The organism is Agrobacterium sp. 16-172Ci (assembly GCF_053522725.1).
This window is the reverse complement of record NZ_JBNWBW010000013.1, coordinates 95,120-121,099: the sequence shown is the minus strand read 5'-3', so window position 1 is coordinate 121,099 and position 25,980 is coordinate 95,120. Positions and strand designations below refer to the sequence as shown.

General features: G+C 60.3%; 26 protein-coding genes, 1 tRNA gene and 1 pseudogene. 9 read left to right on the top strand and 19 right to left on the bottom strand.

Annotation, left to right across the window (positions count from 1 at the left end; genetic code table 11):
• The 3 genes and pseudogenes from ACQZ40_RS13890 to ACQZ40_RS13880 all read right to left on the bottom strand — a co-directional run.
• Window positions 1–481: pseudogene (locus ACQZ40_RS13890) on the bottom strand (hypothetical protein); the annotation flags it as partial.
• 150 nt (window positions 482–631) lie between these two features.
• Complete coding sequence (locus ACQZ40_RS13885) at window positions 632–1,789, bottom strand: ATP-binding protein (protein WP_448748174.1); 1,158 nt, start codon at window positions 1,787–1,789, stop codon at window positions 632–634.
• On the bottom strand, window positions 1,786–2,484 hold the full coding sequence (locus ACQZ40_RS13880) for a response regulator (protein WP_003522071.1): 699 nt from the start codon (window positions 2,482–2,484) through the stop codon (window positions 1,786–1,788). Before ACQZ40_RS13880 ends, ACQZ40_RS13885 begins: the two co-directional genes overlap by 4 nt.
• A gap of 172 nt (window positions 2,485–2,656) precedes the next feature.
• Between ACQZ40_RS13880 and ACQZ40_RS13875 the strand changes: the two genes are divergently transcribed.
• Window positions 2,657–3,493 (top strand): phosphatase PAP2 family protein, encoded by an 837-nt coding sequence (locus ACQZ40_RS13875; RefSeq protein ID WP_448748173.1) that lies wholly within the window; start codon window positions 2,657–2,659, stop codon window positions 3,491–3,493.
• An 87-nt stretch (window positions 3,494–3,580) separates the two neighbouring features.
• Here ACQZ40_RS13875 and ACQZ40_RS13870 read toward each other — a convergent pair whose 3' ends face one another.
• The 9 genes from ACQZ40_RS13870 to ACQZ40_RS13830 all read right to left on the bottom strand — a co-directional run bounded on the left by ACQZ40_RS13870 (window position 3,581) and on the right by ACQZ40_RS13830 (window position 10,583).
• Window positions 3,581–3,865, bottom strand: coding sequence for a copper-binding protein (locus ACQZ40_RS13870; protein WP_003522073.1), 285 nt, complete (start codon window positions 3,863–3,865; stop codon window positions 3,581–3,583).
• A gap of 23 nt (window positions 3,866–3,888) precedes the next feature.
• Complete coding sequence (locus ACQZ40_RS13865; RefSeq protein WP_142846156.1) at window positions 3,889–4,365, bottom strand: cupredoxin domain-containing protein; 477 nt, start codon at window positions 4,363–4,365, stop codon at window positions 3,889–3,891.
• A 52-nt stretch (window positions 4,366–4,417) separates the two neighbouring features.
• On the bottom strand, window positions 4,418–5,767 hold the full coding sequence (locus ACQZ40_RS13860) for a multicopper oxidase family protein (RefSeq protein ID WP_448748172.1): 1,350 nt from the start codon (window positions 5,765–5,767) through the stop codon (window positions 4,418–4,420).
• 14 nt (window positions 5,768–5,781) lie between these two features.
• A complete protein-coding gene (locus ACQZ40_RS13855) occupies window positions 5,782–7,260 on the bottom strand; it encodes a TolC family protein (protein WP_174037211.1) in 1,479 nt (492 codons plus the stop codon).
• The gene (locus ACQZ40_RS13850; protein ID WP_003522077.1) at window positions 7,257–7,487 is read right to left on the bottom strand and encodes a hypothetical protein; all 231 of its coding nucleotides are present in this window, start codon (window positions 7,485–7,487) and stop codon (window positions 7,257–7,259) included. Before ACQZ40_RS13850 ends, ACQZ40_RS13855 begins: the two co-directional genes overlap by 4 nt.
• Before the next feature lie 87 nt (window positions 7,488–7,574).
• Window positions 7,575–7,985 carry a hypothetical protein gene (locus ACQZ40_RS13845; RefSeq protein WP_448748177.1) on the bottom strand — a complete coding sequence of 137 codons (411 nt, stop codon included), beginning with the start codon at window positions 7,983–7,985 and terminating at the stop codon, window positions 7,575–7,577.
• Between the two features lie 134 nt (window positions 7,986–8,119).
• On the bottom strand, window positions 8,120–9,052 hold the full coding sequence (locus ACQZ40_RS13840; protein WP_448748171.1) for a hypothetical protein: 933 nt from the start codon (window positions 9,050–9,052) through the stop codon (window positions 8,120–8,122).
• A gap of 85 nt (window positions 9,053–9,137) precedes the next feature.
• Window positions 9,138–10,037, bottom strand: a complete 900-nt coding sequence (locus tag ACQZ40_RS13835) for an AraC family transcriptional regulator (RefSeq protein ID WP_174014348.1) — start codon at window positions 10,035–10,037, stop codon at window positions 9,138–9,140.
• 99 nt (window positions 10,038–10,136) lie between these two features.
• Entirely contained in the window at window positions 10,137–10,583 is a 447-nt protein-coding gene (locus tag ACQZ40_RS13830; protein WP_065657434.1) for an acetyltransferase, read from the bottom strand.
• Between the two features lie 231 nt (window positions 10,584–10,814).
• Between ACQZ40_RS13830 and bioB the strand changes: the two genes are divergently transcribed.
• Genes bioB through ACQZ40_RS13805 form a run of 5 tightly spaced genes read left to right on the top strand, consistent with a single transcriptional unit; the run spans window position 10,815 to window position 15,961 of the window.
• Window positions 10,815–11,849, top strand: coding sequence for a biotin synthase BioB (bioB, locus tag ACQZ40_RS13825; RefSeq protein ID WP_065657433.1), 1,035 nt, complete (start codon window positions 10,815–10,817; stop codon window positions 11,847–11,849).
• Window positions 11,846–12,991 carry an 8-amino-7-oxononanoate synthase gene (locus ACQZ40_RS13820; RefSeq protein WP_081308055.1) on the top strand — a complete coding sequence of 382 codons (1,146 nt, stop codon included), beginning with the start codon at window positions 11,846–11,848 and terminating at the stop codon, window positions 12,989–12,991. The genes bioB and ACQZ40_RS13820 overlap by 4 nt, the downstream gene beginning before the upstream one ends.
• On the top strand, window positions 12,988–13,626 hold the full coding sequence (gene bioD / locus ACQZ40_RS13815) for a dethiobiotin synthase (RefSeq protein ID WP_448748170.1): 639 nt from the start codon (window positions 12,988–12,990) through the stop codon (window positions 13,624–13,626). Before ACQZ40_RS13820 ends, bioD begins: the two co-directional genes overlap by 4 nt.
• Window positions 13,623–14,918: an adenosylmethionine--8-amino-7-oxononanoate transaminase gene (locus tag ACQZ40_RS13810; protein WP_448748169.1), complete on the top strand. Its 1,296-nt coding sequence runs from the start codon at window positions 13,623–13,625 to the stop codon at window positions 14,916–14,918. Before bioD ends, ACQZ40_RS13810 begins: the two co-directional genes overlap by 4 nt.
• 56 nt (window positions 14,919–14,974) lie before the next feature.
• Window positions 14,975–15,961: a beta-ketoacyl-ACP synthase III gene (locus ACQZ40_RS13805; RefSeq protein ID WP_174045873.1), complete on the top strand. Its 987-nt coding sequence runs from the start codon at window positions 14,975–14,977 to the stop codon at window positions 15,959–15,961.
• 75 nt (window positions 15,962–16,036) lie between these two features.
• On the opposite strand, the gene ACQZ40_RS13800 is transcribed toward ACQZ40_RS13805, so the two are convergent.
• Together ACQZ40_RS13800 and ACQZ40_RS13795 are read right to left on the bottom strand one after the other, a co-directional pair.
• Window positions 16,037–16,110, bottom strand: a tRNA-Gln gene (locus ACQZ40_RS13800).
• Between the two features lie 123 nt (window positions 16,111–16,233).
• Complete coding sequence (locus tag ACQZ40_RS13795) at window positions 16,234–16,671, bottom strand: Lrp/AsnC family transcriptional regulator (protein WP_003508428.1); 438 nt, start codon at window positions 16,669–16,671, stop codon at window positions 16,234–16,236.
• Between the two features lie 129 nt (window positions 16,672–16,800).
• Between ACQZ40_RS13795 and rocF the strand changes: the two genes are divergently transcribed.
• Together rocF and ACQZ40_RS13785 are read left to right on the top strand one after the other, a co-directional pair.
• A complete protein-coding gene (gene rocF, locus ACQZ40_RS13790; RefSeq protein ID WP_448748168.1) occupies window positions 16,801–17,721 on the top strand; it encodes an arginase in 921 nt (306 codons plus the stop codon).
• A gap of 13 nt (window positions 17,722–17,734) precedes the next feature.
• The gene (locus tag ACQZ40_RS13785) at window positions 17,735–18,856 is read left to right on the top strand and encodes an ornithine cyclodeaminase (RefSeq protein ID WP_448748167.1); all 1,122 of its coding nucleotides are present in this window, start codon (window positions 17,735–17,737) and stop codon (window positions 18,854–18,856) included.
• Here ACQZ40_RS13785 and ACQZ40_RS13780 read toward each other — a convergent pair.
• The 5 genes from ACQZ40_RS13780 to ACQZ40_RS13760 all read right to left on the bottom strand — a co-directional run bounded on the left by ACQZ40_RS13780 (window position 18,801) and on the right by ACQZ40_RS13760 (window position 24,412).
• Window positions 18,801–19,685 (bottom strand): DMT family transporter, encoded by an 885-nt coding sequence (locus ACQZ40_RS13780; protein ID WP_448748166.1) that lies wholly within the window; start codon window positions 19,683–19,685, stop codon window positions 18,801–18,803. The two genes, ACQZ40_RS13785 and ACQZ40_RS13780, sit on opposite strands and share 56 nt — an antisense overlap.
• A gap of 448 nt (window positions 19,686–20,133) precedes the next feature.
• Window positions 20,134–21,126, bottom strand: coding sequence for an inositol 2-dehydrogenase (gene iolG, locus ACQZ40_RS13775; RefSeq protein WP_448748165.1), 993 nt, complete (start codon window positions 21,124–21,126; stop codon window positions 20,134–20,136).
• Window positions 21,127–21,338: 212 nt separating this feature from the next.
• Window positions 21,339–22,589 (bottom strand): adenylate/guanylate cyclase domain-containing protein, encoded by a 1,251-nt coding sequence (locus ACQZ40_RS13770; protein ID WP_448748164.1) that lies wholly within the window; start codon window positions 22,587–22,589, stop codon window positions 21,339–21,341.
• Between the two features lie 231 nt (window positions 22,590–22,820).
• Complete coding sequence (locus ACQZ40_RS13765; protein WP_003522093.1) at window positions 22,821–23,051, bottom strand: helix-turn-helix domain-containing protein; 231 nt, start codon at window positions 23,049–23,051, stop codon at window positions 22,821–22,823.
• A gap of 248 nt (window positions 23,052–23,299) precedes the next feature.
• The gene (locus ACQZ40_RS13760; RefSeq protein ID WP_448748163.1) at window positions 23,300–24,412 is read right to left on the bottom strand and encodes an RHE_PE00001 family protein; all 1,113 of its coding nucleotides are present in this window, start codon (window positions 24,410–24,412) and stop codon (window positions 23,300–23,302) included.
• A gap of 211 nt (window positions 24,413–24,623) precedes the next feature.
• On the opposite strand from ACQZ40_RS13760, the gene ACQZ40_RS13755 reads away from it, so the two are divergent.
• On the top strand, window positions 24,624–25,928 hold the full coding sequence (locus ACQZ40_RS13755; RefSeq protein WP_448748176.1) for an MFS transporter: 1,305 nt from the start codon (window positions 24,624–24,626) through the stop codon (window positions 25,926–25,928).
• The last annotated feature ends 52 nt before the right edge of the window (window positions 25,929–25,980 follow it).

Here is a 25,980-nt window from a genome sequence, read left to right as displayed (position 1 = left end):
TTGCTCCTCTTTCGTGTCCGAGATCGTCGCCAAACGCTCGAATACGAGTAGAATCAACACCGTGCGCCATGTCCACCAAATTTAAACCGGACAGCAGTGCCCACAGCCCGGCCATGACGCTCCTGGAAAAATGCCGGTCCGCAATTGCGAAATTATCCATGAGAAAAACCAGCCGTCTCTTCCGGGAAACTTTGTTGATGAGGAGTTTCGACAGGGGTTTCTGGAGAAGGTCGTCATGCGGGAGCGGCAATTTTCGCTCTGCTGAAAAATCCGCCAGAAACCGCCACCACCGAAAGGTGACCAATGGATTGGCCGCAAAACGCAGCCAGAAAAGGACCGCCCGCTTCCAGTAGGCGCGCCGGGCAAAGGTCATAATTCTCCAGAGCAACAAAAAACGGGGTGTTTCCGAAACCGTCTGGGCCACATCATCCGTGACCGGGAGTTTCTCTGCCAGAACGGCAGCATCTTGAATGCGCGACATAAATGGGCTTCCGGCAGAACATGGCGTTCAGCCGGGGCATGCGCCGGAATTGTCAAGATTCTGTCGAGAAACGGCCTGCCCTACGTGAAGACCGGTTTGTTGCCTCAGCGCAAAACAAGCAACCGCAAAGAGACGGTTGGCCGGGAGATTTCAGGAGGTTTTCCCAAAGACAACTATCACGATGGCTCCGCCGTCCGGTCGTGTCTTTATCTGCAGATCGCTGTCATGCGCCCGTGCGATTGCGCGGGCAATCGACAGGCCAAGCCCCGTGCCGCCGGTTTTGCGCGCGCGTGACGGTTCCATCCGCCAGAAGAGTTCGATGCCGTGTGCCTCGACGCCGGGGGGAAAGCCCGGCCCTTTATCCTCGATCGCGACAAAGGCGCGCCCGTCCTGAAGCCCGGTCGAACAGCGCAGAAACCCGCCGCTCGCCGCGTAGCGGCGCACATTGTCCATCAGGATCAGCAGCAGCTGCCGAAGGCGTTGGCGGTCGCCGCAAACGGGAGCGGGCTCCAGCGACATATCGATATCGATGCCGGCCTCATCCATCAGCGGCCGCGCCGCTTCAGCCACGGCCGCGCATTCGGCGGCAAGATCAAGCGGCTGCGTGTCTTTGACGAGGCTGTTGGTTTCTGCCAGGGAAAGTGTGCGCAAATCATCGACAAGACGCGCCAGCCCCTCCACATGGACGATGAGGTGGCGAATGGCCTGCTTGTCGAGGGGAAAGACATCATCCGCGATGCCGTGCAAACGGCCCTGCAGGATCGTCAGCGGTGTGCGCAATTCATGGGCCACCGCCATCGTGTTGAACTTCAGCCGGCGCTCCATCATCTGAAGTTCCCGCGTCAGGCTCTCGAAACTGTCGACCAGAAATGCGACTTCGGCGATGGGGTTCGCCTTGATCTTTGCGCCTCCGCTGAAATCGCCGGTCGCCATGCGCCGCGCCGCGTCTGCAAGTTCGCCGAGAGGTGCTGCAATGCGCCGCGAGATGAAATAACCGAGCAGGCTGCACAGAAGGACAGCGAGCAATCCGAAGAGGAATACCGATTTGATAAGCTCGTTATCCGCCTCATCCTCCAGGCCCGGCAAAACCTCGATAAGGGCCTGAAGCTGGCGCTGATCCGGCATCACGCCCCGGTCGATATCCGAAAAGGCCTTGGAGGCATCGGGCGACAGCTGGGCGATGATGCGCTCTTCAATATTGTCCGCATACCAGGAAACGCCGAAATAGACCAACGCGACGGCAAAGATGAGCATCGTGGTGATCGTGATCGCCGTCATCGTGCGCAGGCGCAGTCGCCAGAGTTTCATGGTTTCTGCTCCCCGGCCAGCCGATAACCGACGCTGCGCACCGAGACCAGATAACCGCAGGCGCCATGATCCGCCAGTTTCTTGCGCAGATTGGCGATGTGCGTGTCGATGGTGCGCGCCAGCGCATCGCTTTCCGGCAGGCAGGCATCCAGAATATCGGCGCGCTGAAAGGCGTGGGTGGGGCGGCGCGTCATATGGGCGAGTATCCTGAACTCGCTCAGCGTCAGGGGTAGAACGGTCCGTCCCCCATCGCCGCAAACGGCCGCGACATAGGCTTCGGTGTCCACTTCGATGGCCCCGAAGCGCAAGACCCCACCGGCGGCGGGCTGTCGCGTGCGTTTTAGCACGGCATTCACCCGCGCGATCAATTCGTGGGGATTGAAAGGTTTGACGATGTAATCGTCCGCGCCAAGGCGAAGGCCGGTCAGCTTGTCCATATCCTCCGCAAGGGAGGTCACCATGATGACAGGCGTATCCCTCTCCCGCCGGATGCGGTTCAACACCTCGATGCCATCGAACTTCGGCAGGCGAATGTCGAGGAGAACCAGATCCGGTCTCAACATGGAGAAATGCGTCAGCGCTATTTCTCCGTCGCTCGCCCTGACGGTTCTGTACCCTTCGCGAATAAGATAGGCGTCCAGAATCTGAATAATATCGGGGTCGTCTTCGACGATCAGAATAAGCCCTTTGTCCATACTCGATCCGCAAATCTGCTTCTGTAAACCGTGGTAACGCCGGGACGCTAAGCGGATGCGAAACATCGGGCAAGAGCCTCCATCCCCGAATAAACACTGTAAGTGCCGCTTTCCTCGCAGTCTTGTCTCTTTCTCCGCAAAGCCTTGACATTTCTGCGGAAGAGAACTGGCCATGCACCAGCCTCTCGCCAGTAAAACCGACCGGAAAAAGCGGAATTGGACCCAGAGGTCGAAATTTCGCGCAGGCGCCATCCATGTCGCCCGTCAGGCTTTTTCGCGTGCCGCCGGCAGTTCCTCCCTGCTGGCTCTTCTGGCCGCTCTTGCGATGATGATCGTCTTCACGATCAGGTCGGATATCGATCTTGAGGTGAGCCGGCAATTCTGGACGGACCGTTTCCACCTTGGCGAGGATGAGTTCCTCATTTCCGTCCGAGATCTGAACCGCATGCTTCCGCCGGTTTTGTTGTCGGGGCTGGTGTGCATGCTTGTCCTCATGCCATTTTCGGGCGGCCTCCCCCGGGTTTTACCACCGCACAAGCTGCTGCTTATTGGCGTCTTTTTTGCTCTGGGACCGGGTGCCACGGTTCATATACTGAAAAACGCGTTTGGCAGGGCAAGACCTCGCCATCTCGGCGAGTTCGGGGGAGACCTGTTGTTTACACCGGTTCTTTCCCTTGACGGTGGCTGCGCCCGAAATTGCTCTTTTCCTTCCGGTGAAAGCGCTTCCGCAGCCGCTCTTCTTGCCTTCACCATTCTCCTGCCAGAGAAATTTCGCCTGATCGGCATCGCGATACTGGCGCCATTCATCGTGATTGTCTCCCTGAACAGGGTGGCAATGGGCGCTCACTTCCTCTCCGATGTCCTGATTGCATGGCCCTTGATGCTCGCGGTGTTTCTTCTCCTACAGCGGCCGTTCATGAACAACCGGCAGGCGATAGACGCCGCCTTCTCGCGCAAGGCCGAAGGGGCACGGCCCGCCGCGGAAACAAGGCCATTTGCGGAACGATAAGGCTGAGGGGAATCACATCCGCCCAATATCAAAAAGGGCAGCGGAAAACCGCTGCCCTGCTGCTTCTTGCGGAGTGGCCAGATGGCCTTATTTCACCTGGGCGACGACCAGCTTGCCGTCGGCGCGTTCGGCGACGAACTCGATATTGGCGCCTTCCTTGAGCTTGGCGAGGATCGCATCGTCCTTGACGCGGAACACCATCGTCATGGCCGGCATGTCGAGGTTCTTCAGTTCTTCATGGATGATGGTGACCTTCTTGGCCGCGGCATCGACCTTCTTTACCGTTCCCTTGGTGAATTCCTCTGCGAATGCACTGAGGGGAGCGGTGAGCAGGAGTGCTGCTGCAACGGTGATTTTAACGATGGTCTTCATGGTCGGATTCCTTTGTTGCCGGGTTACTTTGCAGAAACTTTGAGATCGCCGCGCATGCCGGCCTCGTAATGTCCGGGTTTCAGGCAGGCGAATTCGAACATGCCGTCATTGGTGAATTTCCAGATGATTTCGCCGCTTTCGCCGGGCGCGAGGCTGATCGCGTTCGGATTGTCGTGCTCCATCTCCGGAGCCTTCTCCATGGCGGCCTTGTGCTCCAGATTGGCCTTCTGTTCGTCGAGAATGAATTCATGGTCCAGTTCGCCGACGTTCTTCACGACAAAGCGGACTGTCTTGCCTTTCTTGAAGTCGAACTTGGCGGGGGTGAAGAGCATCTTGCCGTCCGGCGTTTCCTTCATCGTCACCTGAATGGTCTGGGTCACCTTGGCCTTGTCGCCCGGTTCGCCGATCGCCATCGCCTCATGGCCGCCGCCGTGGGTGCCCGATGCAAGGGCGGGCGTGGCGAGAGCGGTGAGAAGCAGTGCAATTTTCAGTTTGGTCATTCCATATTTCCTTGATTTTAGTGGGGGTTCTTGTGGGGTTGGGTCTGCGCGATCAGCCGTGTTTCATCGGTTTCGGCGTGATCTGCGTTTTGGGGTCATTGGTCTTGGTCGTATCCGGCAACTCGCCGGTCCATTCCCAGGCCTGGGTTCCGGGCGGGTTTTCGTACCAGCCGGGATCTGAGTAATCGCCCGCGGAGATGCCTTCGCGGACCTTGACCACGGAGAACATGCCGCCCATCTCGATGGGGCCGTGCGGACCCCAACCCGTCATCATGGGTACGGTATTCTCGGGGATTTCCATTTCCATCGCGCCCATATCGGCCATGCCGGCGGTGCCCATCGGCATATATTCCGGCCGCACCTTGCGGATTTTCTCCGCGACGCTCTTCTTGTCGACGCCGATGAAGGTCGGGACGTCATGTCCCATCGCATTCATCGTATGGTGCGACTTGTGGCAATGGATTGCCCAGTCGCCGACATATTTGGCGTCGAATTCATAGGCCCGCATCGCACCCACGGGGATGTCGATGCTGACCTCCGGCCAGCGCGCCTCGGGACGCACCCAGCCGCCGTCCGTGCAGGTCACCTCGAAATCGTAACCGTGCATGTGGATCGGATGGTTGGTCATGGTCAGGTTGCCGACGCGCACGCGCACCCGGTCGTCCTTGGAAACCACCAGCGGATCGATGCCCGGAAACACCCGGCTGTTCCATGACCACAGATTGAAGTCGGTCATGGTCATGATCTTCGGCACATAGGAACCGGGATCGATGTCGAAGGCATTGATGAGGAACACGAAATCGCGGTCCACCGGCATGAAGGCCGGGTCCTTCGGATGGATCACGAAGAAACCCATCATGCCCATCGCCATCTGCACCATCTCGTCCGAATGCGGGTGGTACATGAAGGTGCCGGATTTCACGAGATCGAACTCGTAGACGAAGGTTTTGCCAACCGGGATATGCGGCTGCGACAACCCGCCGACGCCGTCCATGCCGGACGGCAGGATCATGCCGTGCCAGTGGATCGTCGTATGTTCCGGCAGCTTGTTGGTGACGAAAATACGCACCCGGTCGCCTTCGACGGCCTCGATGGTCGGGCCGGGCGACTGGCCGTTATAACCCCAGAGGCGGGCGGTCATGCCCTCCGCAATTTCACGTTCCACCGGCTCGGCGACAAGGTGGAATTCCTTGACGCCGTTGTTCATCCGGAAGGGCAGGGTCCAGCCGTTCAAGGTGACGACGGGGTTGTAATCCGGGCCGGTGGTGGGCTTGGCCGGGGCCTGGGTCGCAGCCGTTTCCATCACTGCCGCTTCCGGCAGGCCGGTGTTGGATGTTTTCGCCCAGGCCGCCGAGGAGACCATTGCGGCGCCGACACCCAGAAAGTTTCTTCTGTTAAACATGGTCGTTTCCTTTCTCAGTGTCCGCCACCGCCGCCGCCAGCGGCGGCAACCTCGGTCTCCGCGCCCGCCGCAGCACCTGTGCCGCCACCGTAAATGGCGGGAGCGAGGCTGGCCTCGGCGAGCCAGAAGTCACGTTTCGCATTGATGGCGAGCAGGCTTGAATTGACCTTTTCCCGGCTGTCGGCCAGAAGCTCGAAGGTGTTGGTGATCATGCCGTTATAGGTCAGCAGCGACTGCTCCTCGATTTTGGTGCGCAGCGGCACCACGCTGTTGCGGTAATGCCGGGCGATGTCATAGTTCGAGCGATAGGCCTGATAGGCGGAGCGGGCTTCCGAGCGGACATTGACCGCCTTTTCCGCCAGCAGGTTCGCCGCGCGCATATAGGCAAGTTCGGATTCCCGCATGCGCGCCTGACCGGAATCGAAGATCGGAATGACGAATTCCAGCTCGGCATTGCCGGTGGTCTGCTTGTGGATTTCGCCGTCTTCCAGCTCGCGCTCGGTCTCGAAGCCGGAACGGATTTCGAGATCGGTCACGTATCGGGTGGCTTCCGTGAGCTTGAACGACCGGGCGGTCGCTTCCAGATCGAGCTTTGCCATCTGCAGATCCACGCGGCGCTGCAGCGCCTCGGCCTCGATCATGTCCCGTTTGGTAAGCGCTTTCGGAAGCGGGGGCAGGCGGTTGGGAATGGTGTATTCGATATCCGCTCCCCACAGTCCCATCAGCCGGGTCAGTTCCTCCTTGGCAAGACGGGCCTCAAGCCGCGCTCGGGCAATCTGGCCGGTCAACTCGGCGTAAAACACCTGTTCGCGGGCCTGGCCCTCCTTGTTGAGCGAACCCGCCTCGCCGAGTTTCACGGCAAGTTCGGAGGCGGCATCCGCCGCGGTCTGTGCCTGCGCCAGCTGGCCGACATTTTCCCATGCCGCCACCGCGGTAATCCAGGCGCGGCGGGTATCGGCCGCCAGTTGCAGCGTCTTCAGCGCGGCGCCTAACTGCGCTTTGCGGAAGCCGGTATCGGCGATCTCGACATTTTTCTTGAGGGTGGCCAGCGCCAGAATATTGGTGACGACGACACCCTCGATCGCCTGATAGGCCCTGAGCCCCGGGGTGCCGATCCCCGTCAGCCCGATACCGACCCGCGGATTGACCAGCATGGTCGATTGCCATGCGGTGGCGGCGGATTCGCCGAGATCGGCATAGGCTGCCTGAAGGCCCTTGTTGTTCAGGAGCGCAACCTGCACCGCCGTCTCGACATCGAGACTTTTGCCGGCGGCCATCAGCGATTTGACGCGGGCCTGCGTCGCCTGCGCCTCGGCCCGGTTCTGCACCCAGACCGCTTGCTTGCCTGTCGCCTCGGATGTCCTGGCCGAAACATTGGCGAAACCGGCGTCACGCGACGCATATTGGGCGGCCGTGACACAGCCGCCGAGAAGAAACGGCAGGCAAAGGGTGGTCGCGATTTTTGCTCCGAGTTTGAAGGTAAGTATCGTCATGATGCGTCTCCTTTCGGAGCCTGCGCATCGTTCTGGTTACGCCAGGGCTTCGGGTCCACCGGCGCGCGGTGCGTGTAACCCGCAACCGGGGTCTGATAGCGGATGGGGGCGGCGCCGAGCGAAGGGTTTGCCGCGTCGTCATAGGAGGCGGCGTCGTTCATCATGGATGTGGCTGTGCAGCCGCCCAGAAGCAGGGGCGCCGCAACCACAATGTAAATTGGGTTCATGGGTATTTTCCGAACAGGAGATGCAACGGCGCGGCGGCGCTAAAGCCGCTCACGCACGGTCATTGCCCAAAGGCGGGCTTTGCCTGTTCAGATATTCGGGGGGCGGTGAAGGAGCGGGGTCTGGCCCAGCGCCTTGCTGTCGTCGAGGAAGGAACGGATGCTGTTGACGACAGGTCTGCCAATGGTGTCGTGGCTGATCAGAACCGCCATGCCGAGACAGAAATCGCCGCAGCATTGCGGCTTGACGGGCTTTTTGACGCCGCCGTTCTGTTCGGCCATATCGTTGTGATCGTGACTGTCGGACATCATGGCTGCGGCGCCATGGTCCATCGTCGCGCCGTGATCCATCATGGCGGACTGATCGTGCTGCATTCCACCGGCTTCGGCAGGATGCATTGCGGCATTGACGGTGGAAACACTATAGCCAGCCAGTGACAGTATCATCACCAGTCTAAACAACAGGGCCAGCAATTTCGATGCTCGCAACATCTCACGCATGTTGCGTAGAAAAGCTGTAGTCCTGTGATTTGTCAATGGATATCCCTCATAACCATCGACGAAAGCCGTTATGCCGCATTCACGCGGAGCGAGGCCGGCAAGCGGAATGGCAGGGTCTGCAGCCTGCCCGCACCTTACGCGAAGTCGATGAAGGCTTCATCGAGAATAAGGAGCTTGCGAGCCTGCATACGGGCATATTCCTCGTAAAAACCCTGCGAAATCCAGAGCGCGGAACGGCCGCGTCGTCCGCTCCAGCCGATGCCGCCGATCAGTTCGGCCGCCGCTAGCTTACGGCCGATGTGGATACGCGACAGGGAGAGGGATGTCGCCAGTTGCGTCACGGCTTCCACATCGGTCAGGCGCCTGCCCTGTTCGGTCGGCCTTTCCCAGTCGATGCCGGCGATAAGGCGGTCCATCAGCAGTCCGCCGGCATCGAACCAGTTGAAGATGATGGAAAGCGGGCCGGGGCAGCGCACCTCCGGATGTGACAGAAACGCCTGCGATACGCGGGGGTGGATATGGGGAAGCATGGCCTCCGACCGCTTGATGAAACGTGATGCCCTGAAGCCCTCGTCGAGCAGATCCAGCGCCTGAAAATGCACGTCATACCATTGGGCGAGCATCGCCAGCGCCGGGGCTGAAGGCACGACCCCATTGCCGGGCCCATTGCTGGATTGGTCTGCCGGGCGTGTCATTCCGCGTTTCAGCGCCTCTTTGAAGAAGGCATAAGCGACACTATGGCTGGCGAGCCCATGCCGAAGCGCCAGATGGCCGAAATCTTCCCGCGTCAGCGCGGCTTCTCCCTCTCCTGTTTCAGGGGCGCCACATTTCTGAAAATAGAGCGCCAGAAGCGCGTGACACAGAAGCCGGCTCTGGCGTGTCGCAAAAAGCGCGGTCATCTCGGGCGAGCCTTCGTAAAGGGCGATGAAACTTCCCGCCAGCAGACGCAGCGCCGCCGCGAAGGGTTCTTTTTGCAGCATCGCCTCTATTTCGCCGGGCGCTGGCCTGCGGCAATCGGCTGTCGCGGTCGGCAACCGGGAGATCGCAAAATCGAAAAAATTGGTCATGGGCCGCGCTCCGGGATGGGATGATCCAATCGGCCTTACAGGAGCTGAAATGGCGCGTCTTCTCATTGCGCGCAGAGGTGAAATTTTAAGCCGGCGGCATATCCGCAGCGCGGGCGTCGCCGGGCGTCATGCCATAGGTGCCGGCAAATACCCTGTAGAAAGTTGCGAGGCTGTCAAAGCCGCAGCCATAGGCGATCTGCGTGACCGGCAAGGCGGGGAATGCCAGCAGCAACCGTCTCGCCTCCTCGATCCGCATGGAGGAGAGCGTGCGGGAAAACGACAGTTCGGCACCCTCGAAAACCACATGCAATTGCCGAAGCGAAATGCCCAGTTCCCTTGCGACGGCGGCAGGGGTGAGGTTCTGCCGGGATTTTTTCCGTATCATGATGTCCTGTGCTGCATAACAGAGCCCGGTCCTGAGCGCGGCGCGAACCTCCGGCATGGCGGGCGAAAGCCGCCCGCGCGCCGTCATGGCAAGCCGGGCGATATGGGTGACATCGCGGGCGGGATCGATGAGCCTGCCGTGGTCGGCGTTCAGCGCATTGAAGAGGGCCCGGAAGGGCAGGGAGAAACTGTTGTTTTCCGCATAACGCGTCGCAAACAGGTCATCGGTGGCCTGGCCGAGCATGACCTCGTAATCCACGGGGATCTTCAGCATCCTGTAGTGAAAATCCGCCTCGTTTCCCGGTATCGCATCATAGGGCAAGTCGGAATAGTTGATGGTGATATCGCCACCGCCAACCGCGTGAACCTGATTCTTGCCGGCATGCAGAAAGCCGGAGCCCCTGACCTGCAGGCCAATGCAGAGGCTGTCGCCGGCAATGCGGGCAATATCGGCTTCGGTGCGGTTCACCCGGTAAGAGGAAGCACGCATCTCGGTCACCACGGCGCCGGCGACGGCGCGGGCCTGAAACGAACCCCTGAAGCTGTGGCGAAGGTCCCGCGCAAGCTCGATTGTCACGCCAAACAGGCTTTTGCCGCGCACTTCGCGCCATTGGTCGAAGCGGTGTTCGGGCAGAAAATCGTCGGTTGCGAAGCGGACTATGGTGTTCGTGGCTTGATCCTCCCCGACGATCCCGGCGGCCTATTTTTCCGTTGCGCGAAATCGAAGATGAACGAGCGGATAGTGTCGCCCCTGTCCGTCGAGATCGGAGCGTCCCGTCGGTTCGAATCCCAGCCGGCGGTAAAACCCCATGGCCGCGGCGTTCTGTTCATTGACGTCCGTGGTTAGTGCGGGGTGGAGCGCAAGCGCCCGCTGAACCAGAACCTTGCCGATGCCCTGGCCGTGATGGTCCGGATCGATGAAAAGCGCCTCCATGTGCCCTTCATGCAGAAACATGAAGCCGAGGGGGCGATCAGAAACATCGACCGCCAGCGTGAGCGACGCCTGCGGCAGAAAAGCTTCGACTTCCTCCCCGATCGCGACGCGATCCGCCGGCAGAAGGAACCCGTGGGTGGCGTCGACTGCTTTGCTCCATATGTCGAGGATGCGGGAAGCGTCGCGGCTCTCGGAGGGACGAAGTGTGATCATGCCTCACCCTTAGCAAGGGCGGACTTTTCACGCCATGGGCCGGCCCGATCTTTTCCGTGAGCACGTGCGTATTCTATGAATTTCAGCGTTTAAAGCCGGCGATTCCGATCCCGCATATGTCGCCATCTCTCCTGCCGAAAATTTTTCTCGAAAAAGTGCTTGCAAAAAGCGGCTCTAAAAAAATAGATAAAAAGAACTTCTATCTATTTATTTTGAGGGAAAGGTCGGCAGATGGACCAGATCGTGACGCAAATCGACAGAAATCCGGCTCCGGTTGAAGGTTTTGGTAACGGCTTGTCGCTCGAAGAAGCAAAAATTATCTATAATTTGCCGTTTAATGATCTTCTGTTTCGCGCCCAGCAGGTGCATCGCTGTCATTTCGATCCCAATGCCATCCAGATGAGCCGGCTCTTATCCATCAAGACCGGCGGCTGCCCGGAGGATTGCAGCTATTGCAGCCAGTCCGCCCGCAACCCCACCGGCCTTAAGGCCTCCAAACTCATGGAAGTGGAGCGGGTGCTGGCTGAGGCGCGCAAGGCGAAGGAAGGCGGCGCGACGCGTTATTGCATGGGTGCTGCCTGGCGCAATCCCAAGGAGCGCGACATGGAGGCCGTGGTGGCCATGGTCGAGGGCGTGAAGGCGCTCGGCATGGAAACCTGCATGACGCTCGGCATGTTGACGCCGCAGCAATCCGAGCGGCTGGCCGATGCCGGTCTCGACTACTACAACCACAACGTCGACACTTCCGAGCGGTTCTATTCGCAGATCATCACCACCCGCACCTTCGAGGACCGGCTGGAAACGCTTGCCAATGTCCGTGATGCCGGCATCAAGGTTTGCGCCGGCGGCATTCTTGGTATGGGGGAAACGGTGGAAGACCGGATCTCGATGCTGGTGACGCTTGCCAACCTGCCGGTGCCGCCGGAAAGCGTGCCGATCAACATGCTGATCCCGATCCCCGGCTCGAAGCTGGCCAAGGCCGATCCCGTCGATCCGATCGATTTCGTCCGCACCATCGCGCTGGCGCGCATCCTCATGCCGCGTTCGCATGTGCGGCTCTCGGCCGGGCGCACGGAGATGAGCGACGAGACGCAGGCGCTCTGTTTCCTGGCCGGCGCCAATTCCATCTTCATCGGCGAGACGTTGCTGACGGCGGATAATCCGGGTGAGGACCACGACACGGCGCTTTTCCGCCGTCTTGGCCTGAAGCCGATGGAACTGCAGTCCACGGAATTGCAGTCTGGGGAGGCGGGAGGGTGCCGGTGACCCTCGCGGCTCTCTCTCCCTATGAGGCGAAGCTTGCAGGCCTGGAGCGCAAATCGCGGCTGCGCGCGCTCGCTCCTCAACAGGGGATCGATTTCACCTCCAATGACTATCTTGGCCTTGCCGATTCACCCCGGCTGAAGGCGGCATTTACCGACGCTATCGGAAGGGGTGTGCCGGTGGGGGCCGGCGGCTCGCGGCTGCTGCGTGGCAACCACCGCGAACATGAGGCGCTGGAAGCGGAAGCAGCGGCATTTTTCCGAGCGGAAAAAGCGATCTATTTCGGCAGCGGTTTTGCCGCCAATGTCGCGCTGTTCTCCACATTGCCGCTGCGGGAAGACCTCGTTCTTCACGACGCCCTGATCCATGCCAGCGTCCATGACGGTATCGTGGCCGGCAAGGCGAAGGCGATTGCCGCGCCGCATAATCAGGTCGAGGCATTCGAACGGGAGATAATCCGCTGGCGGCAGGAGGGTGGCCGGGGCCGACCGTGGATCGCCGTCGAAAGCCTTTATTCCATGGATGGCGACCGAGCGCCCCTTTCGGCCCTGGCTGATCTTGCCGCGCAACACGGAGGCTTCCTTGTCGTTGATGAGGCCCATGCCACCGGCGTGTTCGGGCCTGGCGGGCGCGGCCTTGCCGTGGAGCTGGAAGGCCGGGGCAATGTGGTGGCATTGCACACCTGCGGCAAGGCGCTCGGTCTTTCCGGCGCGCTTTTGAGCCTCCCGGCGGTGCTTGCCGATTACCTCGTCAACCGCGCCCGCGGTTTCATCTATTCGACCGCGCCTTCGCCGCTGATGGCGGCCGCGGTGCGGGAAGCCCTGCGCATCGTCGCCGATGAACCATGGCGACGCCTGCGGCTGGCGGAGCTGGTAAATTTTGCCGGCGAAGAGCTTCGCTCCCGGCTCGGCGTAGCGCCCAGCGGGTCGCAGATATTACCGGTGATGATCGGTGACAACGCCCGTTCGCTTCGTGTCGCCGCGCATCTGCGGGAGGGCGGTTTCGATGTACGCGCGATCCGCCCGCCGACAGTGCCGGATGGCACTGCGCGCCTGCGCATTGCCATCACGCTCAATGTGGATGAAAGCCAGATCGCCGATATGATCGGGCTGCTTGCCCTTTCCTTGGCGGAGGAGCGAAGATGAGCCCTCGTTTTGTCATCTCCGGCACCGATACGGGCATCGGCAAGACGGTTTTTTCCGCAGCGCTGACCCATGCCCTGCAGGCTTGTTACTGGAAACCCGTGCAATCCGGGCTGGAGGAAGAAACAGACAGCGAGACGGTGGAACGGCTGGGTGGCGTGCCGCGCGGGCGTATTCTACCGGAGGCCTATCGCCTGAAAATGCCGGCTTCGCCGCATCTGTCCGCCCGCGTCGAGAATGTAACGATCGACCCCACGCTGCTGCTGCTGCCGCAAACGGATGGACCGCTGGTGATCGAGGGGGCGGGTGGGCTTCTGGTGCCGCTGACGGACACGGTGCTCTTCGCCGATATCTTCGCCCGCTGGCAAATTCCGCTTGTGCTCTGCGCAAGAACGTCTCTCGGCACCATCAACCACACGCTGCTCTCGCTCGAGGCGTTGCGGCACCGCGCCATTCCCGTGCAGGGCGTGGTCTTCATCGGCCATGAGAACCGGGAAAATGAGCGCGTCATCGCCAATATCGGCGCCATTCGCCTGCTCGGCCGTCTGCCGTGCCTGCCGGAGATGACATCAGAGGTGCTGCATCGGGCATTTGCCCGACACTTCAATCTCGCTGATTTTCTGGAGGCGCCGGCATGAGCCGTTCCCCTGTCTGGCATCCCTTCACCCAGCATGGGCTGGAACCGCTAATGAAACGCGTCGTATCAGCGGAAGGCGCATTTCTCGTCGATGAAGACGGCAATCGCCTGTTTGACGCCATTTCCTCCTGGTGGGTCATCACCCACGGGCACCGGCATCCGGCGATCATGGCAGCCATCCGCGCCGCGACAGAGGCCTTCGACCAGGTCATTTTCGCCGAGTTCTCCCATGAACCCGCCGAAACGCTGGCGCGCGGGCTGATCGAGCTTGCGCCCGCCGGGCTAAGCCATGTGTTTTATTCCGATAGCGGCTCGACGGCGGTTGAGGTGGCGCTGAAAATGGCGCTGGGATATTTCCACAATCGCGGAGAAAAGCTCGACCGTATCGTGGTGATGGAGCATGGCTATCACGGCGATACCATCGGCACCATGTCGACCGGTGAGCGCGGTGTCTTTAATGCCGCTTACGAACCGCTGCTCTTCGGCGTCGACCGGCTGGCTTTTCCGGAAGCGGGCAGCGAACAGCGCACGCTGGACATGTTCGAAAACTTCTGTCGTTCAGGCCGTATCGCTGCCCTGTTGGCTGAGCCGCTGGTGCTTGGGGCCGGCGGCATGAGGATTTACGGCGCGGATGTTCTGGCCGGGCTGAAACAGATCGCCGAACGCCATGGCTGCCTCGTCATTGTAGACGAGGTGATGACGGGCTGGGGCAGAACCGGAACCATGTTCGCCTGCGAACAGGCCGGCATTTCACCGGATATTCTCTGCACCTCCAAGGGCCTGACCGGCGGCTCCCTGCCGCTGGCGGCAACGCTGTGCAGTGCGGAGATTTTCGACGCGCATTTTTCGACGGATCGTCGCAAGACCTTTTTCCATTCCAGTTCCTATACGGCCAATCCGATTGCCTGCGCCGCGGCCGTCGCCAATCTTCAGGTCTGGCGGGATGAGCCCGTGCTTCAACGCATCGGGCAATTGCAACGGGTGCTGCGTGACAATCTCCGGCGATTTGCGGATGACCGGCGTTTCACCGGCATCCGGCAGATGGGGACCATCGCGGCCCTCGATCTCGTGGTGCCCGCCGGCGGGTATCTCGCCGAGGCGGGGCCGCGCATGCGGCAACTGTTCCGCGAGCGCGGGTTCGTCATCCGCCCGCTCGGTAATGTGCTTTACCTGATGCCGCCCTATTGTTCGACGGCGGAAGATCTGGCCAGCGCCTTTGACGCCATTGATGAGGTGGCCGGGATCGTCACCGAAACCGCTTCGCTAAAATCGCGCGCGCTCGGCATCGCGTGAAAACGGGGTGTGGCCATGTTCAGCCTGTTCCAGAACCGTTTCCGAAAGTCCTGACAATGCAGACCCGTTCTTCCCGCATGGCCGGTTTTGGTCATGCCGTTCCGTCACGATGCGTCGACAATGCCGAGATAGAGACCAGTCTCGGGCTGGAAGCCGGCTGGATCGAGCGGCGCACCGGCATCCGCACGCGCTATTGGGCGCAAGAGGGCGACGCTCTGAGCGGCCTTGCCGCGAGAGCCGGCCGCATGGCGCTGGAAGATGCCGAAATCGGCCCCGACGACATCGCATTGACGCTGCTTGCGACCTCCACGCCGGATCACCTCTTGCCGCCCTCGGCGCCGCTGCTCGCCCACAGGCTGGGCCTTGCCCGATCCGGCGCGATCGATCTCGCCGGGGCCTGTTCCGGCTTTCTTTATGCGCTTACCCTTGCGGATGGCTTTGTCCGCGCCCACGGCCGCGCCGTCCTCATCGTTGCCGCCAATATATTGAGCCGCCGTATCAATCCGGCGGAAAGGGCAAGCGCGGTCCTGTTCGCCGATGCCGCCGGCGCCGTCGTCCTCAAGCCCTGCCGCGAGGCGCAGCGTGGGCTTTTGTCAGCCGATCTCGTTGCGGATGGCGACGGTTACGATCTGATCCAGATAGCGGCGGGAGGCAGCAGCCAGCCCTTCTCTGCCGATACATCCACTGAGGAGGTGCTGATGACGATGCGTGACGGCCGCGAAGTCTTCTCCCGTGCCGTGGCGCTGATGACCGCGACCTCGCAACGGGTGCTGCATCAAGCCGGAATGACAGCAACCGATATCGACCGTTTCGTACCCCATCAGGCCAATGCCCGCATGTTCGGCGCCGTCTGCGGCAATCTCGGCATTGTCAGGGAAAAGACGGTTCGCACCATAGAAACCTTCGGCAATTCCTCCGCTGCCACCATTCCGCTTTCGCTCTCCGTCACCAATGCCGAAAGGCCTTTCCGGCAAGGCGAAAACTTGCTTCTGACGGCCGCCGGTGCCGGTATGACGGGTGGAGCTGTGGTCTATCGCGGGTGAACGATGCCGGGCACGGGACGTCGCGATGCCATGCGATATCCAAAACTCAAGAAGCTAATTTTATTTGGAGAAATTTGGCTGGGGAACCTGGATTCGAACCAAGATCGACGGAGTCAGAGTCCGCTGTTCTACCATTGAACTATTCCCCAAAAGCTTTAAAGCGCGTGGCGCGTTCGCTTTGGTGGGTCGTCATATAGATGATTTATTCCGGGGCGCAAGTCGAAAAAATCGAAAAATGCGTTTTATCCCTGTTTTGCGTTTTGCTCCCCGGTTCAGAGCCGTGCCCGGGTGGAGCGTGGGGTGGAGAGCAAAAGGCTGGTCTCGCTGCCGGTGATGCCGGGCACCAGGCGGATGCGGCGCAGTACCGCGTCGAAATCGCTGAGGGTGGCGGCGTTGAGTTCCACAATCAGGTCCCAGCGGCCGTTGGTGCTGTGGATTTCGGAGATTTCCGGAAAACCGCCAAGGGTGCGGATGACGCGGTCCGTCACATGGCCTTCAATCTCGATCATCATGATGCCGCGGATCGCGGCCTCCACCGCATCGGCGCGCAAAATGACGGTGTAACCAATGATGGTGCCGTCGTTCTCCATTCTTTCGATGCGTGAGCGCACCGTGGCGCGAGAGGTTTCCGTCTCGATTGCGAGATCGGAAATGCTGCGCCTGCCATTGTGTCGCAAAAGGGTGATGAGCCGTTCGTCGAGATTATCCATGATGACCAATTCGATAAATCAATTTTATCAGATCGATAGCTTATTTCGATAATATTGCCAATATTTGATGTTCGTTTCGCCAGATCACTGTGGTGAACTGGTCTTGTTGGCAGGAAAGCGAGGATGGGAATGGAGATCAGGTTGATCGGTGCGCCGCTGCAGATCGGGGCCGGGCAATTGGGATGCGAGATGGGGCCGAGCGCCTATCGCGTCGCGGGGCTTGCTCGTGCCCTTGAAGAACTGGGGCATCGCGTTGTCGATACCGGCAATGTGACGCCGGCGACCTTCCGCGAATTTAATCATCCCAATCCCGCCGTGCATCATCTGTCTGAAACCGTGGCCTGGACCGAGGCGCTGACGGAGGCTGCCTATCGTGAAAGCGCGGATGCCGTGCCGATCTTTCTCGGCGGCGACCATGCGATTTCCGCGGGGACAGTCGCCGGCATGGCGCGCCGGGTGGCAGAGACCGGCCGGCCGTTTTTCGTGCTCTGGCTCGATGCACATACCGATTATCATACGCTTGAGACGACGCGCAGCGGCAATCTGCACGGCACGCCGGTCGCCTATTTCAGTGGGCGAGAGGGATTTGCCGGGTATTTCCCGCCGCTTTCCCATGCGGTTCCGGAAGACAATATCGGCATGATCGGCATCCGCAGCGTGGATCCGGCCGAAAGGGCCGCACTGGAAAAGAGCGGCATTACCGTGCACGACATGCGCTCAATCGACGAGCATGGCGTCGCCGTTCTGCTGCGGGCGTTTCTGGCGCGGGTTCGGGCGGCAAACGGGCTTTTGCATGTCAGTCTCGATGTCGATTTTCTCGAACCGTCCATCGCGCCGGCCGTCGGCACCACGGTTCCGGGTGGTGCGACGTTCCGCGAGGCGCATCTGGTCATGGAAATGCTGCATGATAGCGGGCTGGTCTGCAGTCTCGATCTGGTGGAGCTCAACCCGTTTCTTGACGAGCGCGGCAGAACCGCGACGCTAATGGTCGATCTCGCCGCCAGCCTGATGGGCAAGCGGGTTATGGACCGCCCGACACGGGCCGGCTGAAAGGGGTGATATGATGACCGTGATACCGAACCTCAATATCGTGCCCTTCGTCAGCGTCGATCACATGATGAAACTCGTGCTGCGCGTCGGCATCGATACGTTCCTGCGCGAGCTTGCCGATGCGGTGGAAGAGGATTTCCGCCGCTGGGAAAGCTTCGACAAGACGCCGCGCATCGCCTCGCATTCGAAGGAAGGCGTCATTGAACTGATGCCGACCAGCGATGGCACGCTTTACGGCTTCAAATATGTCAACGGCCATCCGAAGAACATGAAGGAAGGCCGCCAGACGGTGACGGCTTTCGGTGTGCTTTCCGATGTCGGTAACGGTTATCCGCTGCTTCTGACCGAGATGACCATCCTGACGGCGCTGCGCACCGCCGCAACATCGGCCGTCGCCGCAAAATATCTCGCCCGCAAAAATTCCCGCTCCATGGCCATCATCGGCAATGGCGCGCAGAGCGAATTCCAGGCGCGCGCCTTCAAGGCGATTCTCGGCATAGATACGCTGCGGCTATTCGATATCGACCCGTCCGCCAGCGAAAAATGCGCCCGCAATCTCGCCGGGCAGGGTTTTGCCATCAAGATCTGTGAGAGCGCACAGGAAGCGGTCGAAGGGGCGGATATCATCACCACCGTCACCGCCGACAAGCAATATGCGACGATACTGACCGACAACATGGTCGGGCCCGGCATTCACATCAACGCCGTTGGCGGCGATTGCCCCGGCAAGACGGAGTTGCATCGGGACATCCTGTTGCGGTCGGATATTTTCGTCGAATATCCGCCGCAGACGCGCATTGAAGGTGAAATCCAGCAATTGCCGGCGGATTATCCCGTCACCGAGCTTTGGCAGGTCATAACCGGTGAAAAGCAGGGGCGGGCGAGCGACCGGCAGATCACACTGTTCGACAGCGTCGGCTTCGCGACGGAAGATTTTTCGGCGCTGCGTTACGTGCGCTCGAAGCTGCCATCCACCGGGCTTTATACCGAGCTCGATCTGTTGGCCGACCCGGATGAGCCGCGCGATCTGTTCGGTATGCTGCTGCGGTGTGAGGCGGCGCTCGTCCAGGGTCTTCTGCCTATTTCGTCTCCCGGCGGTTCTTGCGGGCAACCACATGTTCGCGCCAGATGGTGAAGAGGCCGGCGGCAATGACGATCGCCGCACCGATGACCATGTTGGACGTCACCACCTCGCCATAGACGGTGACGCCGATGATGGAGACGAGTACCAGTTGATAATAGGAAAAGGGCTGCACCGAGGCCGCATCCGCCAGTTCGAACGCCTTTATCAGGCAATAATGGCCGCTCATGCCGGTAATGCACAGCGCCAGCATCCAGCCCCAATCCTGCGGCTCGATGCTGACCCAATAAAACGGACCGACCAGCGTCAGGGCCGCTGCACCGGCCACGCCGGTGTAGAAGAAGCTTGTCATCGACGAATCGCTTTTGCTGCCGAGGCGGGTCAGGACGCTATAGAGAGCCAGCATGAAGGTCGCCACGAAGGTGATCATCAGCCGGTTGTCGAAACCGTCTCCCTCCGGCTTGAGGATGACGAGAACGCCGATGAAGCCGACAAAAATGGCGCTCCAGCGCCGCCAGCCCACATGTTCTCCCAGCAAAGGCATGGAAAGCGCCGCAACGATCAGCGGTGCGGAGGCGAGGATGGAGTGGCTGTGCGCCAGCCCGACGACGGCGAAAGAAAAGATCGAAATGACGATCTGCACGGCGAGAAGCACGCCGCGGCCGATCTGCAGCCAGGGACGGTTGGCCATGACGGCGCCCCGAATGCCGCCCGCCGACCTTGCGGCCATCAAAAGAACGAAGACGGCAAAGGCCCAGTATCGCAGCATGGCGATAAAAACCGGCGGATAGGCGCTGCCCAGATGTTTCGATATGCCATCCTGCGCCGCAAAGATCGTGAAAGCGACAAGCGCATAAAGAAAGCCGGTCCTGGGTGATGGCATGAAAAAACCGCTATCCGACTGCCGCCGGCAAAAGAGTATTCGGGGTGAATGAGGTGGGTAACAGCCATATGTTACGGCCGTACCTTGTCAGACAACCTTATTTTCCGAATAGCTGCCATGCAAGTGTGGAAGCTGCGTTTTAAAGGGGCGATTGCTGGAACGTCGTTTTGCGGGCTTTCCCCTCATCCCTGTCCTCGTCACAGGGATCCAGCCAGTCCAAGTCCTTGGACTGAAAGGGGTCTCTCCCGCCGCGCAGACACGCGCCGGCTGGATTCCTGTGACGAGCACAGGAATGAGGGCGGTGGGCACGCCGCTCCGCAGGTCGGCGTAGAGCTAGTATGATGTGAGCCTGCTGCCGAGGGCTTTGGGACAGGCAGGGCTGTCCGCCGTCAACAATTGCGCGGCGGACAGAAGGTTCAGCAAGACGCTCAGCGTCCCGGTTGTGGCTTCAGCCGAGCTTCACGGCCGTCTTCGAGGTCGCGGATTTCAGTGCGGCATCGGCCAGTTTCAGCGCGATCAGACCGTCCTTGATGGAGGGCGACGGCGCGACGTTGTTTTCGATGCTGTCGATAAAGGCGGTGATTTCCGCGGCATAGGCGGCCGTATAACGCGTCATGAAGAAATCATGCAGCGGCGGGCGGGTGTAGCCGTCCGCATTGGCGATCTCGATGGAAACAGGACGCTGGTTTTCGGCCGCGGCCGAACCGAGCGAACCGTGCACTTCGATGCGCTGGTCGTAACCATAGGTCGCGCGGCGGGAATTCGAAATGATCGCCTGTCTGCCGCTTTTTGTCGTCAGGATGATGCTGGCGCTGTCGAAATCACCCAGCGCGCCGATCTCCGGATTGACGAGGACGGAACCGGTGGCAAACACGCTTTCCACTTCCTCGCCGAGCAGGAAACGGGCCATATCGAAATCATGAATGGTCATGTCGCGGAAAATGCCGCCGGAGACCTTGATATATTCGGCCGGCGGCGGGCCGGGGTCGCGGCTGGTGATGGTCACCATTTCCACCTTGCCGATGCGGCCATCGTCGATTGCCTTGTGAACGGCCTGGAAATGCGGGTCGAAACGGCGGTTGAAACCGAGCATCACCTTCGCGCCGGTTTCCTCGACCACCCTGGCGCAGGCTTCCGCGCGGGCGACATCGAGATCGACGGGCTTTTCGCAGAAGATCGCCTTGCCGGCGCGGGCGAAACGCTCGATCAGGTCGGCATGGGTGTTGGTCGGAGTGCAGATGATGACGGCATCGATCGTCTTGTCGGCCAGAACCTCATCGATCGTGCTGACCTTGCACTGCGCCTCGCGGGCGATTGCTTCCGCAGCACCGGCCATGGCGTCCACAACGGCCACCAGCTGCGCACGGCTGTCGGTGGTGATCGCCTTGGCGTGGACCTTGCCGATCCGTCCAGCGCCGAGCAGTGCCAATTTCGTAACCATCTTTCCTCCGGTTTCTCACACCCGTCCCTCACTCCCGGAAAGACAGAATATGAATGCAAGCAATGTTTCGATATGGAATATATGTTCCATTTTGCTAGATCGACATCGCAGACGTGTCAAGCGTTTTGACGATGATCCAGACGGCCGAAATCGCTCTTCGGGAAGGTCATGCGGCGCGGATGGCCGGTGTCGTGAACAGCCCCGCGCGATAATCAATCGGCCGAATCTGTCAGGGCCGCATTGTGGGGCAGGGCATATACTTCGACCGGGGTTTCGAGGCCGCGCAGCAGCCATGGACCGAGATTTTCCAGCTTTCCCTGATATCCGGCCATACGCACGAATTCTTCGGAGAAAAGCACATTGCGTCCGGTCTCCTTGGTCAGCGTTTCCAGCCGCGAGGCGATATTGACGGCGGGGCCGATGACGGTGAAATCGAGGCGGGTTTTCGAGCCGATATTGCCATACATGACATCGCCGACATGCACGCCGATGCCGTAACCCAGGGGATCGTGGCCCTTGCGGCAATTGATTTCATTCAGCGCGACGAGGCTCTTCTGGGCGCTGGCGATGGCTTTCAGCAGGTTTTCGCAGGCCTGCGGGTTGCTGAGCGGGAAAATCGCCAGCAGCCCGTCGCCCATGAATTTCAGGATTTCGCCGCCGAATTCCTCAATGGGATCGCACATGGCGTCGAAATAACCGTTGAGAAGCTCGATGACATCGTCACGCGGCCAAAGGTCGGAAATATGGGTGAAATTGCGCAGGTCGCAGATCAGGATCGCCGCCCCCACCGTCATGCCGCTGCCGCGCGTGGTGGCGCCATTGAGGATTTTTTCGCCCGCATGCGGCCCCACATAGGTCTCCAGAAGGGTGCGCGTCATGCGGTTCTTCAGGCGTATTTCGCTGACGAGCGCCAGCGCCGGAAGCAGGTTTTTCAAGGCGAGGATTTCACTGTCGGAAAAACCGCCGGGCCGGTCGCTGGAGAAGCTGGCGACATGGCGCTTGCCGAAGGTGTGCTCGATCGGCCAGGCGCAATAATCCGTCAGCCCCTCGGCCCGCAGGTCTTCGTAGATCGTATAGCCGGGCTCATCGATGTCCTCTCCGTTCAGCCGGTGGCGGACTTCGGTGGCGCCCTGGTGAATGTCGTTGATAGGGCTGTTCAGATATTCGGGCGTATTTTCAGACCCATAGCCATAGGTGGCGATTTCGGCGGAGGACAGGCCGGCTTTCCACAGAATGCGCGCGCCAAGCCATTGCGGATGGCGAATGCGGAAAGCGAGCACGCCCCGCGCCACGGAAATTCCGCTCGCCCGCAGCCTGTTGCAGAGCTCGACGAATATTTCGTCGATAAAGCGTTCGTCCTTGGTACCGGTGATCAACCAGTCGAGAATTTCCGTCTTTTCCGCTGGCCACAATTCATCCAATGCTGAAGAAACCCGTTCTTCGGTGTCGAGACTTAGTGTCATGGCAGGATTCCGGAGGTTGTTGCTGCTCTCGCACAAGCGGGGCGCATGTCGCACTCGGCCAACATGGTCGCTCGTGAACCCCATGTGGTGCCGGATAACGAAAATGTTAAGAGAGAGGCGCGGAAAATGTTCCGGAAGGGATAGGCGGCATCAGGCCACGCGCGCCGCCCGGATGTTCCCGGGAACATCGTCCCCGGCGGCGCTGAGATTTTTGATGATCGCTAAGGCGGATCAGATAACGGTTTCGACAGGAATATGAAGAGCTGCGGCAACGCGTCTGATGCGCAGCGGATCGCTGTCCGTGCCGTCTTCGAGCGCGCGTATTTCGCTGGTCGTCAGGCCGCAGGTCACGGCAAGCTGTTCGACCGTATATCCGGCTAGATTGCGCGCGGTGAGAACCTTTTTGGCAAAAGGAGCATCGGTTTCGTGATCGGAATCGGGTTGTGAGATTGAAATTGTCATTATTGCATCTCCCTCAGAATGGACACTTAAATGCGGGCGGCAAAGAAAAGTTGCCGGGGCCGAATGCGACCGCGTTGCCGGAGAAGAAAATCGGTGCTGCAACGCAGCGAGGAACATAGCGGCTTCATCGACCTACGCAATAGTTAAATTTTGTTAAGATTCGTGATCGCTGCATTCCTGCGGCACGCCTCTGCCGGAAAAAAGCCGAGATACCGCCGTTTTTCGGGGCTCTTGCGACGGGGCTTTCGCTAGAGCATGCCCCAGGCGCGAAACCGGCCGCGACCGGTCACTTCCCGCAGTTCCAGCTGGTTGGCGAGCCCGATCGCGCCCTGCGGTGTGGTGCCGAGTTCCTTGACGATCATCGCTGCGGAAACCACCGGTCGGGAGACGACAAGTTCCACGAGTTCCGGCAGGCGCGAGGAGGAACGCCGGCCTGCCAGCTTGCGCATCATGCGTTCACGCGCATGGGCCAGCCGGTCATGTTCCTTCATGCCGGCCTGCGCCGCTTCGTAAAAGCTGTCGAGAAGTGCGAGAACGCGCTGTGTCTGGTTTCGGGCGTGCCGACGCTCCCGCGGGACCGTGCGGAGACCGGCGCTGAGGGCCGGCAGGTGATCGGGCGTGACGGCGCCGTCGCGCAGAAAGGCGGAGGCCAGAAGCCGGCCGAGCCAGGGGCTGCGTTGCAGCACCTCGATCATGTTCCAGGCGTCGAGCAGGATGGCGGTGCGAAGAATCGCCGGCAGTTCCTCCGTCCGCGCATGGACGTTCCACCATTCTTTCAGCCGCTCATCCTCGTCCCAGTCGGGTTCGTTGATGATCGCATGGCTTTCCTCCCTGTGCATTGGCGGAAGCGCGCTACCGGTGGTGATCGCGTCGAGCGTTGCGGCGCTTCGCGCCAGAAGCGCATCGAGCTCGGAAAAAGCGCCATCCAGCGATGTTTCCTCCTCCTCAGCGTCGGTGTCTTCATCGCGGGCGTGGTCGAGCGTTTGTCTGGAAGGCTCTGGCGCTTGGGCAAGTGCCGCCCTGCCGCGTAGCCTTGAAAGGCCCGGCGCGGTAAAGGCCCAGCCGGGGGGATTGGAAAAGATCAGCCGTCTCGAGCGGAGAATCCGGTGCGCCGCCGTCATTTCATGGGTTGGCGCGCGCACATCCATATGCGCGTCATGCAGCACCAGATCTTCCATGTGAACGAGTTCGCCATCCACCCACATGGAGGAAATCGCATCGGTGAAATCCTGTCTTTCGATGAAGCCGTGTTTCATCGGTGACCGGTCGATCCGCTCGTCCAGCCGCGCCAGCGCCTCGCCGGCACGGGCGGCGGCAATGAGAAGCTTTTCGATCTGAACGTCCGATATATCGTAAATCATTGATATTTTTTAGTTTGAGCGCGGGCGGCTTACAAGGCGGATCATCGGTGGGCGTGGTGGGCTGATTTTTCGGCAATATTGCAATGCGGTATAAACTTGCGCACTGCAACATGACGGGTATATACCCCCACCGAGAGCGACAAATTATCACACCTTCCGTTCGCCCTTCCATCTCCAGACGAAGATGAATTGGAGTTTACCCGTGAATATTATGGCAAATGGTCCCGCCACCGCGCCGGACCAGAAAACCCGTTTGAAATCCATTATCGGCGGATCGGCGGGCAACCTCGTCGAATGGTACGACTGGTACGTCTATTCGGCCTTCACCCTTTATTTCGCGCCGGTGTTTTTCCCTTCCGGAAACCAGACCGCCGAGCTCCTGAGTGCAGCCGCCGTTTTCGCCGTCGGATTTCTGATGCGGCCCATCGGGGCCTGGTTCATGGGCACCTATGCCGACCGCAAGGGCCGCAAAGCCGGCCTGACCTTATCTGTCACGCTGATGTGTCTCGGTTCGCTGCTGATCGCGATTACGCCCGGCCATGAGGCGATCGGCATTGCCGCGCCGACCATTCTGGTTTTCGCAAGGCTTCTGCAAGGCATCAGCGTCGGCGGCGAATATGGCGCCAGCGCAACCTATCTCAGCGAAATGGCCGGCAAGAACCGTCGCGGTTTCTTCTCCAGTTTCCAGTATGTGACGCTTATTTCCGGTCAGCTTCTGGCGCTGGCGGTGCTTCTGGTGCTGCAGCGGGTTCTGACGCCGGAACAGCTCGGCTCCTGGGGCTGGCGCATTCCCTTCTTCATTGGCGGCCTTCTGGCGATTGCGGTGTTTTATATCCGCCGCGGCCTTGTCGAGACGCAATCCTTCGAAAATACCAAGACTGGAGCTGCCGACAAGCCGAAGTCCAGCGGATGGGCGCTGTTCAAGCACTATCCAAGGGAAGCGCTGATGGTCATGGCGCTGACCTCCGGCGGCACGCTCGCCTTTTATGCCTATACGACCTATCTGCAGAAATTCCTCGTCAACACCTCCGGCTTCAGCAAGGAAAGCGCCACGGAAATCACCACGGCGGCGCTCTTCGTCTTCATGCTGTGTCAGCCGATTGCGGGTGCGCTGTCCGACAGGATCGGCCGCAAGCCGCTGATGGTCGGCTTCGGCATTCTCGGAACGCTGTTCACCTATGCGATCTTCAGCGCGCTTTCGACGACGACCGATCCCATCATGGCTTTCGCCCTCGTTCTGGTCGGCCTGTTGATCGTCACCGGCTATACCTCCATCAATGCGGTGGTGAAGGCGGAAATGTTCCCTGCCCATATCCGTGCGCTTGGCGTGGCTCTGCCCTATGCGCTGGCGAACACCATATTCGGCGGAACGGCGGAATTCGTGGCCCTCAAGTTCAAGCAGATCGGCCACGAAAACTGGTTCTTCTGGTATGTGACGATCATGATCGCCCTGTCGCTGGTGGTTTATGTGAAGATGCGCGATACGCGCGATCACAGCCATATCCACGAGGATTGAGCGACCGCCATCCAGACCGGAAAAAGCCCCGTCCTTCCGATGGGGCTTTTTC